Annotated in this window: 13 protein-coding genes; 6 read left to right on the forward strand and 7 right to left on the reverse strand. The window is 72.1% G+C overall.

All coding sequences use genetic code 11. The features are described 5' to 3' along the window. Nucleotides 1–10: 10 nt before the first annotated feature. Nucleotides 11–751, reverse strand: a complete 741-nt coding sequence (locus WMF29_RS20165) for an ABC transporter ATP-binding protein (protein ID WP_437330401.1) — start codon at nucleotides 749–751, stop codon at nucleotides 11–13. Between the two features lie 170 nt (nucleotides 752–921). Here WMF29_RS20165 and WMF29_RS20170 point away from each other — a divergent pair, with 170 nt between their 5' ends. Further along, the gene (locus tag WMF29_RS20170; protein WP_272099388.1) at nucleotides 922–1,944 is read left to right on the forward strand and encodes an MlaD family protein; all 1,023 of its coding nucleotides are present in this window, start codon (nucleotides 922–924) and stop codon (nucleotides 1,942–1,944) included. 128 nt (nucleotides 1,945–2,072) lie between these two features. On the opposite strand, the gene WMF29_RS20175 is transcribed toward WMF29_RS20170, so the two are convergent. Continuing rightward, a complete protein-coding gene (locus WMF29_RS20175; protein WP_437330402.1) occupies nucleotides 2,073–2,288 on the reverse strand; it encodes an acetyl-CoA carboxylase biotin carboxyl carrier protein subunit in 216 nt (71 codons plus the stop codon). A gap of 90 nt (nucleotides 2,289–2,378) precedes the next feature. Here WMF29_RS20175 and WMF29_RS20180 point away from each other — a divergent pair, with 90 nt between their 5' ends. The 4 genes from WMF29_RS20180 to WMF29_RS20195 are packed head-to-tail and all read left to right on the forward strand — an operon-like array spanning nucleotide 2,379 to nucleotide 5,078. Next, the gene (locus WMF29_RS20180; RefSeq protein ID WP_437330403.1) at nucleotides 2,379–2,522 is read left to right on the forward strand and encodes a hypothetical protein; all 144 of its coding nucleotides are present in this window, start codon (nucleotides 2,379–2,381) and stop codon (nucleotides 2,520–2,522) included. A gap of 1 nt (nucleotide 2,523) precedes the next feature. Further along, a complete protein-coding gene (locus WMF29_RS20185) occupies nucleotides 2,524–3,531 on the forward strand; it encodes a hypothetical protein (RefSeq protein ID WP_437330404.1) in 1,008 nt (335 codons plus the stop codon). Between the two features lie 19 nt (nucleotides 3,532–3,550). Further along, nucleotides 3,551–4,330, forward strand: coding sequence for an orotidine-5'-phosphate decarboxylase (gene pyrF / locus WMF29_RS20190; protein ID WP_437330405.1), 780 nt, complete (start codon nucleotides 3,551–3,553; stop codon nucleotides 4,328–4,330). Nucleotide 4,331: 1 nt separating this feature from the next. After that, nucleotides 4,332–5,078: a TrmH family RNA methyltransferase gene (locus WMF29_RS20195; protein WP_272099394.1), complete on the forward strand. Its 747-nt coding sequence runs from the start codon at nucleotides 4,332–4,334 to the stop codon at nucleotides 5,076–5,078. A gap of 480 nt (nucleotides 5,079–5,558) precedes the next feature. Here the strand turns inward: WMF29_RS20195 and WMF29_RS20200 are convergent, their stop codons facing one another. Together WMF29_RS20200 and WMF29_RS20205 are read right to left on the reverse strand one after the other, a co-directional pair. Continuing rightward, entirely contained in the window at nucleotides 5,559–6,731 is a 1,173-nt protein-coding gene (locus WMF29_RS20200) for a cysteine desulfurase family protein (protein WP_437330406.1), read from the reverse strand. After that, entirely contained in the window at nucleotides 6,731–8,005 is a 1,275-nt protein-coding gene (locus WMF29_RS20205; protein ID WP_437330407.1) for a hybrid sensor histidine kinase/response regulator, read from the reverse strand. The genes WMF29_RS20200 and WMF29_RS20205 overlap by 1 nt, the downstream gene beginning before the upstream one ends. A 341-nt stretch (nucleotides 8,006–8,346) precedes the next feature. Here WMF29_RS20205 and lnt point away from each other — a divergent pair, with 341 nt between their 5' ends. Then, complete coding sequence (gene lnt, locus WMF29_RS20210) at nucleotides 8,347–10,056, forward strand: apolipoprotein N-acyltransferase (RefSeq protein ID WP_437330408.1); 1,710 nt, start codon at nucleotides 8,347–8,349, stop codon at nucleotides 10,054–10,056. 202 nt (nucleotides 10,057–10,258) lie between these two features. Here lnt and WMF29_RS20215 read toward each other — a convergent pair whose 3' ends face one another. From WMF29_RS20215 to coaE, 3 genes are all read right to left on the reverse strand, one after another. Beyond that, nucleotides 10,259–10,909, reverse strand: a complete 651-nt coding sequence (locus WMF29_RS20215; protein ID WP_012236337.1) for a DUF72 domain-containing protein — start codon at nucleotides 10,907–10,909, stop codon at nucleotides 10,259–10,261. 133 nt (nucleotides 10,910–11,042) lie between these two features. Then, a complete protein-coding gene (locus WMF29_RS20220; RefSeq protein WP_437330409.1) occupies nucleotides 11,043–12,569 on the reverse strand; it encodes a ribonuclease H-like domain-containing protein in 1,527 nt (508 codons plus the stop codon). A 64-nt stretch (nucleotides 12,570–12,633) separates the two neighbouring features. Then, nucleotides 12,634–13,284, reverse strand: a complete 651-nt coding sequence (gene coaE / locus WMF29_RS20225; RefSeq protein WP_437330410.1) for a dephospho-CoA kinase — start codon at nucleotides 13,282–13,284, stop codon at nucleotides 12,634–12,636. Nucleotides 13,285–13,476 lie beyond the last annotated feature (192 nt).

Consider the following 13,476-nt stretch of genomic DNA (forward strand, 5'->3'; position numbering starts at 1 on the left):
CGCCGGCGCCTCACTCGATCGGCCCCTCGGCGCTGCCGGTGATGAACTGCTGCACGACCGCATCCGGCGAGCCCTGGAATGCCGCGCGATCCCCGAGCAGGCGGACGAGGCCCTGATAGAGCATGACGATGCGGTCGGCGATCGTGAAGATGCTGACGAGGTCGTGGCTCACGACGATGCTCGTCACGCCGAGGGTGTCGCTGAGCTCGCGGATCAGCTTGTCGACGCGCCGCGCGCTCACCGGGTCGAGGCTGGTGGTCGGCTCGTCGAAGAGCACGTAGCGCGGGTCGAGCGTGAGCGCGCGGGCGATGGCGACGCGCTTGCGCATCCCGTCGCCGAGCTCCGGCGGGAAGCGGTCCCCGAACTCGCGCATATGCACCTGCTCGAGCCGCCGCCGCGCCTCCGCGAGCGCCTCCTTCGGCCTGAGCCCCTTGTGCTTGCGGAGCGGGAGCGCAACGTTCTCGGCGCACGTCATCGAGTCGAACAGCGTCGAGTGCTGGAACACCATCGCGCACTTCATCCTCACCGGGTACATCCGGGCTTCGTCGAAGCGGCTCACCTCCTCTCCGTCCAGCCAGATCTCCCCGCCGTCCGGATAGAGCAACCCCACGAGGTGCTTGATGAGCACGCTCTTCCCGACCCCCGACTGCCCGATGATGAAGAACACCTCGCCGTCCTCGACGTCGAACGAGACGTCCTTGAGGACATCTTTGGGGCCAAAGGATTTCCTGACATTCCGGAACGAAATCATCGGGGCCTGGCAATCTGGGAAGAGGCGGGAAGAAGCGAGAAGCGCGGTTGCGTCAAAGCAATGGCTGCGCGAAGCGTCACGCCGCCCGCTCGAATATCGCGCCGCGGCAGGCGGATCTTGGCCTATTTCCCTCACCCGGCCGCCGCCAGATCGGAGAAGATAACGAACTCATGGCAAGCCCGCGATCGATCGAGGTCAAGGTCGGGATCCTCATCCTGACGGCGCTCGGGCTCCTCGCCACGTTCATCCTCGTGATGGGCGGGGTCAACTTCCAGCCGAAGTACTCGATCTACGTCGAGTTCGACAACCCGGGCGGCCTCCAGACCGGGGCGCCGGTGAAGATCGCGGGCGTGGAGGTCGGCAAGCTGAGCGAGATCCACTTCAGCGGCGGCAAGCTCGGCAAGGACGGCAAGCGCGAGCCGCTCGTGCGGATCCAGCTGCGCCTCGAGGAACGCTACCAGCAGAGCATCCACGACAACGCCACGTTCTACGTCACCACGCAGGGCGTGCTCGGCGAGCAGTTCCTCGCGATCGAGCCCGGCTCGACCGATCGGCCCGTGATCCCGCCGAACGCCGTCGTCCGGGGGCTCGATCCGCCGCGCCTCGACATGCTCCTCGCCGAGGGCTACGAGCTCCTGCACGCGACGGTCTCCGCGATGCGCGAGCACCGCGAAGAGGTCGGGGAGGCGTTCGACGGGCTCCGGAAGACGCTGAAGGGCACCGGCGACTTCATGCACAGGAACCAGGATCGGCTCGATCGCATCGCCGAGAACGTCGAGCAGATGAGCGTCGACGGCACCGATCTCGTGAAGGACGCGCGGCAGCGGTACGTGAACAACCCGCAGATCGACCGCATCCTCGCGAACACCGATCAGCTGACGGGGACGGCCGCGCGCGATCTGCCGCCGCTCATGGCGGACGCGCGCGAGACGCTGGCGAACGCGCGCCGGCTCTCGACCACGGTCGGCGGGGAGACGGAGCAGGTCAAGATCAGGAAGACGCTCGACGACATCGCCGAGATCGCGGGCAGGGCGAGGGCTGCGACCGCCGACGCCCAGGAGGTCCTCGCCCACGTCAAGCGCGGCAAGGGGACGGTCGGCGCGCTCGTGATGGATGAGCAGCTGTTCGACGACCTGCAGGAGCTCGCGCGAGACCTCAAGCACAACCCCTGGAAGTTCTTCTGGCGCGAGTGAGCGGCGCGGCGCGCGTCCTGCGAGGGAGCGCCGCCACGCGACCGCACTCACGCGCCGAGCGAATGACCCGGGCGTGAGCGCGATGTACGTCCGTGGACGGTCGGGCCCCCGCCCGCCCTGACAGCCGATCAGGCCAGCCTGACCAGCGGGGCGCCTTCCGTGACGGCTGCCCCCTCGGTGATGAGGATCTCCTCGACCGTCCCCTCTTCCTCGGCCTCGACGGGCATCTCCATCTTCATGGACTCGAGGATGACGACGACGGTCCCCTCTTCGACCTCGTCGCCCGGCTTGACCTCGATCTTCCAGACCGTACCGGTGATGTGCGCCTTGATGAGCTTCGCCATGGGCGCGCGACGCTACCGGAGAGCCACCGAGAATCCAACGGGGCCGTCGTCAGCGACGGTGCTCTCCGTCGGGCGGCCCCCTCTTCCGTGATGCCCCGGGCGCCCTCCACGACGGACCAGTTCGTCTGGCGGCGCAGGCGCGCGGTGAACGACCGGGGGGAAGCGGAGGTGAGCCAAGGAGGACCGAGGGCGCCCGACGTGGCCGACGTGACCTACGTGAAGACGTGGAGGTGAGGTGGAAGGGACGGAGCGCAGCGATTTCCGCTGGTACCTGCGGTGCACCACGGCGATACTCTGGCTGGCGGCTCCGCGGCGCCTCGACATCACGAGGGTCGTGGCGTTCGCGAATAATTGCGTCAAAGCCGCTCTGCGGGTCAGAATCGTCCTGCTCGGTGGCCCTCCGAGGGCGACCTGCAGGTCCCCGCACCGCCCCTTGGTAGCCAAACCGCACGCGCTCGATCGAAGGAGCCACGAGGTCATGTCGGAACAGAAGGAAAGCTCGGTCCTGTTCTCGCTCAAGGAGCTGATGAACCTCGAGGAGGATCGCATCAAGAGCGAAGAGGCCCAGAAGGCCGCCGCCGCCGCCGCCGCCGAGAAGGCGCGCGTCGAGGCGGAGCGCGCCGCGCGCGATGCCGAGGAGCATCGCATCCGCACCGAGGAGGAGCGCCGCCGCAACGAGGAGCGCCGGTCCCGCGAGGAGGCGGCGCGGCTCGAGGCGATCCGGCAGGCCGAGATCGAGAAGGCGCGCGTCGAGGCCGAGCAGAAGGCGCGGCTCGAGGCGATGGCCGCGCAGCAGCACCACGAGCGCTCGCTCGCTGCGCTGCAGCAGGACGAAGGGAAGAAGAAGCTGCGCAAGCTCCTCATCGGCGGGGCCATCGCGAGCGTGCTGGTGATCGGCATCGTCACGGTCGTCGCCGTCGACTCGGCGCAGAAGAACGAGGCGCGCATCCAGGCCGAGGCCGCGAGGGCCCGCGAGCTCGAGGAGGCGAACAAGCGCCTCGAGGCGCAGTTCAAGGAGTCCGAAGGCAAGATGGCCGGGCTGCGCGATCAGCTCGCGACCGCCAAGGACGAGGCCACGCGCCTCGCCCTGCAGAAGCAGCTCGAGGCCGAGCAGCAGAAGCAGGAGCAGCTGCGCCGCGGCGGCGGCGGACGCCCGGCCGCGGGCGGCGCGCCGGCGAGCGGCGGCGGCACCAAGGCGCCCTGCAACTGTGCCCCTGGCGATCCGCTCTGCAGCTGCCTCTGACGCGGAACGGGGTCCCCGCATGGTCAACTTCAGCTCCGTCAGGCAGAGAACGAGCCTCGGCAGCGGTTCGCTCGACGAGGCGCGCCGCAGGCTCGTCTTCCCGCTCGACTACGCGAACCTCGACGACGCCAGGGCGGCGGCGACCCGCATCGCCCCCTCCATCGGCGTGCTCAAGGTCGGTCTGGAGCTGTTCGTCCGCGAGGGGCCGAGGGCGGTCGAGTTCGGCAAGTCGCTCGGGCTCGACGTCTTCCTCGATCTGAAGCTGCACGACATCCCCGAGACGGTGGCGCGAGCGGTGGCGGGCGCCGCCGCGCTCGGGGTCCGGTACCTGACGGTGCATGCGGCCGGCGGCGCCGAGATGCTGAGGCGCGCGGCCCTCGAGGCGGCGCGCTCTCAGGACATGATCCTGCTCGCCGTCACCGTGCTCACGTCGCTCGACGACGACGATCTCACCGCGCAGGGCGTGCAGGGCAGCGCGTCCGAGCACGTGGTCCGGCTGGCGCAGCTCGCGCGCGGCGCCGGCATCCACGGGTTCGTCGCCTCGCCGCACGAGGTGCCCGCGCTGCGGGAGGCGCTCGGGCGGGGCGAGCTCATCGTGACGCCGGGCATCCGCCTCGGCCCAGGCGCAGGCGGCGCGCAAGGCGATGATCAGAAGCGCATCGCCACCCCCTCGGCCGCGATCTCGGCCGGCGCAGATCTCCTCGTGGTCGGCCGGCCGATCCGCGACGCGGCCGATCCGCTCGCCACGGCGCGCTCGATCGTCCAGGAGATCGCGCACACGCTCCACCCCCCGCGCTGACGTGAGCCGCCTCGTTTACGGTCTCCAGCCGGTTCGTGAGGCGATCCGCGCGCACGGCGCGCGGGTCGGGTGGGTCCTCGTCCAGCGCGACGGCGGCCCGAAGCTCGACGCGCTCGCGCGCCTCGCGGAGGGTCAGGGCATCCCGACCGAGCGCGCGCCCCGCAACGAGCTCGATCGCCGCAGCGCCGGAGGCCGCCACCAGGGGGCCGTGGCCTCGGCGCCCGAGCTGCGGATCGTCGGTGTCGACGAGATCCCGGTCGTCGAGGAGGGCCAGCCCGGCGCCGGCACGATCACGGTGGCGCTCGACGGCGTCATGGACCCGCAGAACTTCGGCGCTGTGATCCGCAGCGCCGTCGCCCTGGGCGCCCGGGCCATCCTGTGGCCCGAGCACAGCTCGGCGCCGCTCACCCCGGCGACCTTCCGGGCGTCCGCGGGCGCGATCGAGCACGCGAGGCTGTGCCGCGTCCCCTCCTTGCCCGACGCCCTGGAGGCGCTCGCCGCCCGAGGCGTCGCCGCGATAGCGCTCGACGCCCAAGGTCCGGTGGAGCTCGGCGAGCTGCCCCTGACCGGCCCTGTCGCGATCGTCATCGGCGCCGAGGACAAGGGCACGCGCCGCTCGGTCCGCCGCGTCTGCCAGCACGTCGCCCGGCTCCCCATGACCGGCCCCATCGCCTCGCTGAACGCCTCGGTCGCAGGGGCGATCGCGCTCTACGAAGTCGTCCGGCAGCGCCGCGCATCGAGCGCGTAACGCGTAATCGGACAGCAAGCTCGGCCTCTCGCGAGGCGCCTCCAGGTGATGGTGACCCGGGCGCTCGCGCGCCGTGACGTCGCCTGGCAGCGCCGCACGTCGAGCGCGAGGTCACCCGAGCGCTGACCAGGACGCCCCTCGATCAATGCATCCGGAGCCAGCGTGATCGCGCGCCGCGAGCTCGTCGGGCAGCGCCGCAGGGTGACCCCTTACATCAACAAAATTGACAACAAATTCGAACAGATACAAACGAAACCTGAAGCAGAATCGAGCACCTCGTCGAACGCTGAACAGGCTCACAGCAAAACGACCGATTCGATCCATTCAATGGATCGACCTAAAGAATCCACAGCCCCCTCAAAAAGCTCAATCGCTACGAAGAGATACCCCTGTGGACTCACCCTTTTCTGCGCGCTAATCCGGAATGGCTCGAGGGATGGTTCAAGAATCGACGGGTTCCCGGTAAGCGACGGGATCGGCTCAGCTTCCGGCTCGAAGCGATCGCAGGCGGGAGAGCACGCGGGCCACGCGGCGCGTGGCTTCGACGAGCTCGGCCTCGGTCGTGTCCTCGCCGATCGAGAAGCGCACGGCGGACGCCGCGCGCTCTGGCCCGAGCATCGCCGTGAGGACCGGGGAGGGCTCGGCGGTCCCGGCGCTGCAGGCCGCGCCGCTGGACACGGCGACGCCCTCGAGGTCGAGCGCGGCGCACAGCTCGTCGCCGCGCCAGCCGGGCCAGGAGAGGTTCGTGACGTGGGGGGCGCGGTCGCCGTCCCCGTTGCGGATCGGCGCGGCGCCCGCCGCGCGCCCGATCTCGACGAGCTCGGCCTCGAGGCGATCGCGGAGCGGGGCGAGCGCTGCGTAGCGGGCAGGACCGCCGATCGCGCGCCGCGCGGCGACGGCGAAGCCGGCCGCCGCGAGCGGGTCCTGCGTCCCGGGCCGCAGCCCGCGCTCCTGGGCGCCTCCGAGCAGGACGGGGCGGAGCCGGATGCCCGGCCGGACGGCGAGGGCGCCGATGCCCTTCGGCCCGCGGAGCTTGTGGGCCGCGACCGACGCGAGATCCGCCCCGGCCCACGCCTCCGGCGGGAGGCGTCCCACGGCCTGGACGGCGTCCACATGGAGGCGCGCCCCGCGGGCGTGGACGATCGCCGCTGCCTCGGCGATCGGCTGGATGACCCCCGTCTCGTGGTTCACCGCCTGGAGGCTCACGAGGCGCACGGGCGCGACGGCCGCCGCTCGATCCACGGCGGCAGCGATCGCCTCCGGCGCGACCCGGCCGGACGGCTCGGGATCGATCCACGCGACGTGCACGCCGCGGCCGGCGAGCGCCTCGGCGGCGCGGGTCACCGACGGGTGCTCGATCCGCGAGACGACGAGCGCCCCGGATCGCTCGTCGAACGCGTGGCAGAGCGCGAGGTTGTTGGCCTCGGTGCCGCCCGAGGTGAGGACCACGTCGCGCGCGTCGAAGCCCGTCAGCCGGGCGACCGCCTCGCGCGCCTGCTCGATGAACGCGCGCGCCCGACGCCCGGGTCCGTGGACGCTCGCGGGGTTGGCCCAGGCCACCTCGGCCGCGGCCTGCATCGCCGCCAGGACCTCGGGGTGCGGCGGCGTCGTGGCGTTCCAGTCGAGGTAGATGGCGCGAGCGGCCGGGTGCATCAGATGGACGACGAGGGATCGGTGGGCGGAGACGAGGGCGGGCCGAGCCGGCCGGGGGAGCTGCCATCGTCCTGGAAGGGCGCTCGCCGGGCGACCGTCAGGTAGAACGCGGCCCCGGTCAGCGTCTCCCCCTCGATGATCTCGTTGCTGGGAGACGCGACGCGCACGTCGCCGCCGAGCCCCCGGGCGGTGCGCCGCGCGATCGCGAGCCCGACGCCGACGCCGCCGTAGGCGCGCGTGGCCGAGCCGTCGACCTGGTAGAACGGCTCGAAGATGCGCGACTGGCGGTCCGCCTTGACCCCGGGCCCGGTGTCGGCGACGCAGAGCTCGTAGTGCCCCGACTGGAGCACGGTGACCCGCACGCCCGCGGTGCCGCCGGCCGGCGTGAACTTCGCCGCGTTCTCGAACAGCTGGATCATCGCCCGCTGCAGGCGGCCCGCGTCGCCCCACGCGGGGAGCGGGCCGCGCGGAAGATCCTCGACCAGCTGGACCTTCCCCTCGGCGAAGCGGTCGGCGACCTGGGCGAGGGCGCGCCGCGTGGTGTCGAGGAAGTCGTACTCGGAGTGCATGAAGCGCATCCGGCCCGTCTCGATGCCGGTGACGTCGAGGAGGTTGTCGATGAGCGAGCGGAGCCTGCGGACGCAGTCCTCCATCGCGAGGAGCGCCTTCTTCTGCGCCTTGTTGAGCGGACCCAGCTCCTCGTCGGCGAGCAGCTTCACGTACCCGACGATCGGGGTCATCGGGGTCGCGAGCTCGTGGGAGATGTTGCGGTAGAACTCGGTGCGCGCGGCGTCGAGCTCGCGGAGCCGGGCGTTGGCGCGCGAGAGCTCGGCCACCTTCTGCTCCAGGTGGGCGACGATGCGCTGGCTCTGCTCGCGCAGCCGGAGCGGCCCCTGGGACGCGGGGAGCTCCTCGCGCGCGCCGCTGAGGTACCGGGCGATGATCGACGGGAAGGAGCGCGCGTCGATCGGCTTCTGGAGGAAGCCGTCACAGCCGACGGCGAGGCTCGTGTCCCTGTCGCCCTCGGCGGTGATCGCCACGATGGGGACGCCGGCGAGCGACGCCTCGCCGCGCAGGCGCAGGGTGACCTCGAATCCATCGAGGCCCGGGATGTTCAGGTCGACGAGGACGAGGTCGGGGTGCTGCGTACAGGCGAGACGTACCCCTTCGAGCCCGTCGGCGGCCTCTAGGACCTCGTAGCCCGCGTTCTGGAGCAGCTTGCGGACGAGCAGGCGGTTCGCGGGGTCGTCCTCGATGTGAAGGATTTTCGACATGGGCTCTGCGTGCGCATAGTAGTCGCGATCGCGGGGGTTCAGGCACGTTCTGCGCGAACTTCCACCGCCTGGCCAGGCTGCGCGGGCGCGCCCAGCGCCGGGATCGTCCGCTCGGAGCGCTCGTTTGCGGTGCGGGTTGCCAGGCTCGCGCCGAGCGGGTCGCCAGGCTCGCGGCGAGCGGGTCGCCAGGCTCGCGCCGAGCGGGTTGCCAGGCTCGCGCCGAGCGGGTTGACGGAGGGGCAGCGTCCCTTCAATACGGGGGCCGCCATGCTCGGCCCTTCCAGGTTCCACCGCGCCGCCGTCACGACGGCGCGCTGCCTTCCCTTCCTCGGGCGCTCCCGATGACGACCGCGCACCAGCAAGAGAGCGAGGCTGCCGTCGCAGACGCCGGGGGTGGAGAGACCGCCAGCCTCCCGCTGCCGGACGCGCCGCGCAGCGGGGGCGCCCCCCCGGCGAGCGCGGGGAGCGCCGCCCGCGCGCTGCCCGCCCGCCTCGCCTATGCGCTCGCGGCGCTCAGCGGGCTCTTCTACTTCCTCGGGTTTCCTGGGGTGGATCTCTGGCCGATCTCGTTCTTCGGCCTCGTCCCGCTGATCGTCGCGCTGCGCGGACAGACGCCCGGGCGCGCGGCGCTGCTCGGCTGGATCGCCGGCTTCGTCATGACGATGACCGGCTTCTACTGGCTGCTCGAGATGCTGCGGGTGTTCAGCGGATTCCCCACGGTCCTCTGCGCGCTCTTCATGGCCATCCTCTGCGGCTATCAGGCCGGGAGGATCGCCCTGTGCGGCTGGCTCTACGGGCGGGCCGAGGCGCGCGGATGGCCTGGCTCGGTGGCCTTCGCGCTCGCGTTCGTGGCGAGCGAGCTCGTCTACCCGCTGCTCTTCCCCTGGTACTACGGCGCCTCGGTTCACAACGCGCCGGTGATGGGCCAGGTCGCGGATCTCGGCGGCCCCTACCTCGTCGGCCTGGTGCTGGTCGCCGCGAACCTCGCGATCGCCGAGCTCGTGATGCACCGGCTGGATCGCGCGCCCCCGAGCCCCGCGCCGGGCGACGCCGTCCCGCCGCGGCGCGGCCGCCCGCTGAACCGCGCGGTCCTCGCCGTGGGGATCGCCGCCCCCGCCCTCGCCGCCGTGTATGGCGTCCTCCGGATCCGCGCCGTGGACGCGGCCGCCGCCGCGGCCGAGCCGATCAAGATCGGGATCGTCCAGCCGAACCTCGCGCTCTTCGACCGTGGGAACGCGCTCAAGATCCACGTGAGCCGGACCCGGGAGCTCGCGCAGCAGGGCGCGGAGCTCGTCGTGTGGAGCGAGGCAGGCGTGCCGCAAGCCTTCCGCGAGTCGGCCTACCAGAGAGAGGTCCAGCGGTCGCTCACGCGCCGCCTCGGCGTCCCGACGGTGGTCGGCACGGTCATCCACCGGCAGGCGGCCGACCGGAACGAGCGCGGCGTGAGCTTCAACACGGCGCTCATGGCCGGCAAGGACGGCGAGATCCTCGGTCGGTACGACAAGCAGTACCTGCTCGCGTTCGGCGAGTACCTCCCGTTCGGCGAGATGGTCCCGTACCTCTACAAGCTGTCGCCGAACTCGGGCCGCTTCAGCTCCGGCACGTCGTTCGCTCCGCTCGAGTGGGAAGGCCACAGGCTCGCGACGATGATCTGCTACGAGGACATCCTGCCCCACTTCGTGAACAAGCTGGTCGCCCAGGGCGATCCCGACCTCCTCGTCAACCTCACGAACGACGCCTGGTTCGGCGACTCGACGGAGCCGTGGATCCACCTCGCGCTCGCGAAGATGCGCTCGATCGAGCACCGCCGCTACCTCGTGCGCGCCACGAACAGCGGCGTCTCCGCGATCGTCGACCCGGTCGGGCGGGTCGTCACGCACAGCGACACGTTCAAGGAGCAGTCGCTCCTCGGCGAAGCCCGGTTCATGCACGGGCAGACCGTCTACGGAACCGTGAACGACATCCCGTGGTACGTCGCCGCGGCCGCGAGCGCCGCGATGGCGCTGTTCACGCGGCCGAAGCGCTGGCGGCTCCGGCGCGGCGAAGCCTGAGCTGCGCGCGCATTCGCGTCGTACTCGCCGACGCCGCGCGCGCGGCGCGGCGGACGCTGGAGCGACGGAGCGACCAGAGAGCTGCGGTCACCCGCACAGGAGACGGGCCCAGATCGGCGTTTTCGGCGCGGAAGCGTACTCACGTACGCTGAGCACCGAAAACGTCGAGATGGGCCCGTCTCCGAAGCGGGTGACCGCAGCTCTAGAGCTTCATGGCCTTTTTGAAGCGCTTCGCGTCGGCGAACATGTCGACGTTCGTGAACACGTACGTCGCGTCGTCGTGCTTCGCGCCGCGCGCGATCTCCGCGAGCCGCTCGATCGCCGGATCCTCGTAGCGCGACTTGTGCCCCGCGGGACCGTGCAGGCGGTAGTAGGCCACCTTCAGCCGCGAGAGGCCCGCGTTCAGCGGATCGCGCGCGGCGAGCGCGCCGACCTCCTGGGTGAGCTCGTCGCACTCGTCCGGATCCCACCCCGGCGGAGGCTCGAAGACGACGCGCTCGAAGCGCTTCTTCACGTTGACGAGGAAGTCGCGCAGGATGGCCTTGTTCGCGCGCGTCGGCGTGAACTCCGGGGGGCCGACGAAGACGGCGAGCTTCGCCTCGAGCTCGTCCGCGACCGCCTCGATGCTCTTGAGCGCCGTCTCGATCACCTTGCCGTCCCGAAACCCCTCCTGCCCGATCTCGCGCGGACCGAGCAGGGCGAAACGAAAGCCGCCCGGAGCTTCGCGCCGCCAGCGCCGGATCGTTCCAGGTCCCGGGAGGGACACATGGGTCTCCTGCACCTCCACGAACATGAACTCGCGGAAATAGCGCGTCGCTGGGACGGGAAAACCGGCGCAGCCGACGGTAATCATCGCCCCCACCCTAGCCCACGCGCGAGCTGGCGAGAAGCCAGACCGATGGATTTCTCGCTCGGCTCGCCTGGACGCCCGAACGAGACGCGGCGCGCGGCGAGGTTGCGGGTGAGAGGACGCAGTGGATGCCCGCTCACTCCTCGCCCTCGCGCCGCGGCGCCGCTGGCTCGGAGCCTGGGCGCGCCGCAGCGCCGTCGCCCGCGCCCGCGCCCGCGCCGGCGGCTTGCCCGAACGGCAGCGCGAGCACGGCGGCGCTGCGATCGACCTTGCGCTGCAGGCGGGCTCGGCGGCGGGCCTGCGCGGGCTCGGGCTCCGCGGTGCCCTGGTCGGCCAGCTCGAGGGCGCGGGAGAAGGCGCGCACGTGGTGCTCGTAGAGCTTCGCGAGCTCGAGGCGCACCGAGGGGTCGTCGATCTCGGCGGCGAGCGCCTCGTAGTCCGCGAGCGCCCGCGCCTTGTCCCCGCGCGCCTTCGCGATGTCGCCGCGCGCGCGCCGCGCGACCGCGCCGCCGCCGCGCTCGACGGCCGCGTCCGCGAGCTCGGCCGCGCGATCGAGCGCGCCCGCCCGCCGCAGCGTCGCGGCCGCCCCGGCGAGATCGCCGGCGGCGAGGCTGCCGAGCGGCTCGCCGTAGAGGCCGACCAGCGCGACCATCGCGAGGACGTCGGCGGCGTTGTGCTCGACGACGCCGAGCAGCGCCTCCTCGTCGCCGGTGCGCAGGAAGTGGGCGTAGCACGCGACGATCTCGCCGCCGGGCACGTCCCCGACGCGCACCCGGCCGAGCACGTCGTGCTCGAGGGCGATGAGGGTGCGGCTCTTCAGGCGGGCCTTGTGGATGCGGCGCGCGACGTGGACGAGATCGAGGTGCGGCAGCTCCGGCGGCGGCGGAAGGCGGTTCATCACGTAGCGCGCGCGCAGGAGCGGCATGTCGAACGCCTTGCCGTTGTACGTGACGATCATCGAGGCGCCGGCGAGGCGCTCGGCGAGGCGGCGCAGGATGGGCTCCTCCTCGCCGAGGCGGCGCAGGAGGAGCTGCTCCATGACGAAGCCGTCGGACGAGGGCTCGCCGAGCGGCCCCGCGCTGTCCGCCCCGGGGTCGAACCAGGCGAGGCCGATCAGGAACGGCACGGTGCCCGTGCCGCCTGCAAGGCCCGTGGTCTCCGTGTCGAGGAACAGCGCCCGCCGCACGTCGCAGCCGGCGAGCGCCGGGTCGAGCGACAGGAGCGCGAGCATGGCCGGGTCGGCGTCGCGCGCGGCGACGAGCGGCGCGCGGCCGACGCGGGCCGCCGCGAGCGAGCGGGTGCGGCTCGCGTAGAGAGGCCCCCCGGGCGTCTGCTCGACATGGAAGGGGAGCTCGCCGCGCGCGGGATCGGCCCTGGGGGTCGGCGGCGCGCCCCGGGCGACGATGCGGGAGATGCGCTCGCGCAGATCGTCGAGCGACGGTCGAGCGACGCCCGTGGAGGGAGACGCAACCACCGCGGCCGGCGCCGCGTCGCTCAGAGCCGGCGCCGCGGGCGGCGGTGCGGGAGGAGCATCGGAGGGGCCGGCGCCGTCCACAGCGGGCTCGCGGTCGCGCGACGCCGGCGCGGGGGCGAGCGGCGCAGCGCCGCGCCGCTCCGCCGGGAGCGGCCCGAGCCGCGCGAGCTTCGACTTGAACGACGTCATCGGCCGGTCGCGAGGTTTCCACGCCGGGCACTGCGCATCAAGTCAGTGGTCCAGCGGATGCCGATCAGGGATCCTGGCCCGATCCCTGGCGCGCGGCGCTGGGACCGACACCGAGCTTCGCCCGGATCGAGGCGAGCACCTCGTCGGCTTGCCGCTCGGTCGCGGCGCGATCGCCGGAGTTCTCGATGACGTAGTCGGCCACCGCGACCTTGCGGGCGAGCGGGAGCTGCGCGGCGAGCCGGGCCCGTACCTGGTGTTCGGTCGCGCCGTCCCGCGCCATCGCGCGGGCGATCTGGACCGCCTCGGGCACAGCGACCACGACGAGCGGGCGAAACGCGTCGGCGACCCCGTTCTCGACGAGGAGCGCCGCCTCGTAGCAGGCCAGCGGCTCGCCCTGCGCCTGGAGCTCGGCGGCGCGCTCCAGCGTGAGCGCGGTGATGCGCGGGTGCACGACCGCGTTCAGCTGGCGCCGCTTGTCCGGGTCGGCGAACACCACAGCGGCGACGCGCGCGCGATCGAGCGAGCCGTCCGGCGAGACCACCTCCGGGCCCAGGGTGCGCACCACCTCGTCGAGCCCCTCGGTTCCCTTCGCCACCACCTCGCGGGCGAGCGCGTCGGCGTCGATGACCGGAAGCCCCCGCGCGCGAAAGTGAGCCGCCACCGTGCTCTTGCCGGATCCCAGGCCGCCGGTGAGCCCGAACAGGACGATCCCCATGGCCGCCTCACCCCCCTCCCTGGAGCGACCGGCACGCCTCGCCGCTGCCTGATCTCGACCCAGCGTCATAACGCATAGCGTTAAATCTGACCTCATCGTCCTGGAGGTCGAGCGCGGCGGGCGCCGGAGGAACGTGCAACCTGCGTCGGCACCCACGTCTGCCCGGAGCGCCTGCTCGCCTCGTGACCACCA

The sequence above is a fragment of the Sorangium sp. So ce381 genome (genome assembly GCF_051473845.1).
Taxonomy (GTDB): domain Bacteria; phylum Myxococcota_A; class Polyangia; order Polyangiales; family Polyangiaceae; genus Sorangium; species Sorangium atrum.

What these genes read in the sequence shown, in the direction of transcription:
- WMF29_RS20165 (WP_437330401.1), bottom strand. Translation starts at nt 751, where the DNA reads ATGATTTCGTTCCGGAATGTCAGGAAATCCTTTGGCCCCAAAGATGTC.
- WMF29_RS20170 (WP_272099388.1), top strand. Translation starts at nt 922, where the DNA reads ATGGCAAGCCCGCGATCGATCGAGGTCAAGGTCGGGATCCTCATCCTG.
- WMF29_RS20175 (WP_437330402.1), bottom strand. Translation starts at nt 2,288, where the DNA reads ATGGCGAAGCTCATCAAGGCGCACATCACCGGTACGGTCTGGAAGATC.
- WMF29_RS20180 (WP_437330403.1), top strand. Translation starts at nt 2,379, where the DNA reads ATGCCCCGGGCGCCCTCCACGACGGACCAGTTCGTCTGGCGGCGCAGG.
- pyrF (WP_437330405.1), top strand. Translation starts at nt 3,551, where the DNA reads ATGGTCAACTTCAGCTCCGTCAGGCAGAGAACGAGCCTCGGCAGCGGT.
- WMF29_RS20200 (WP_437330406.1), bottom strand. Translation starts at nt 6,731, where the DNA reads ATGCACCCGGCCGCTCGCGCCATCTACCTCGACTGGAACGCCACGACG.
- WMF29_RS20205 (WP_437330407.1), bottom strand. Translation starts at nt 8,005, where the DNA reads ATGTCGAAAATCCTTCACATCGAGGACGACCCCGCGAACCGCCTGCTC.
- lnt (WP_437330408.1), top strand. Translation starts at nt 8,347, where the DNA reads ATGACGACCGCGCACCAGCAAGAGAGCGAGGCTGCCGTCGCAGACGCC.
- WMF29_RS20215 (WP_012236337.1), bottom strand. Translation starts at nt 10,909, where the DNA reads ATGATTACCGTCGGCTGCGCCGGTTTTCCCGTCCCAGCGACGCGCTAT.
- WMF29_RS20220 (WP_437330409.1), bottom strand. Translation starts at nt 12,569, where the DNA reads ATGACGTCGTTCAAGTCGAAGCTCGCGCGGCTCGGGCCGCTCCCGGCG.
- coaE (WP_437330410.1), bottom strand. Translation starts at nt 13,284, where the DNA reads ATGGGGATCGTCCTGTTCGGGCTCACCGGCGGCCTGGGATCCGGCAAG.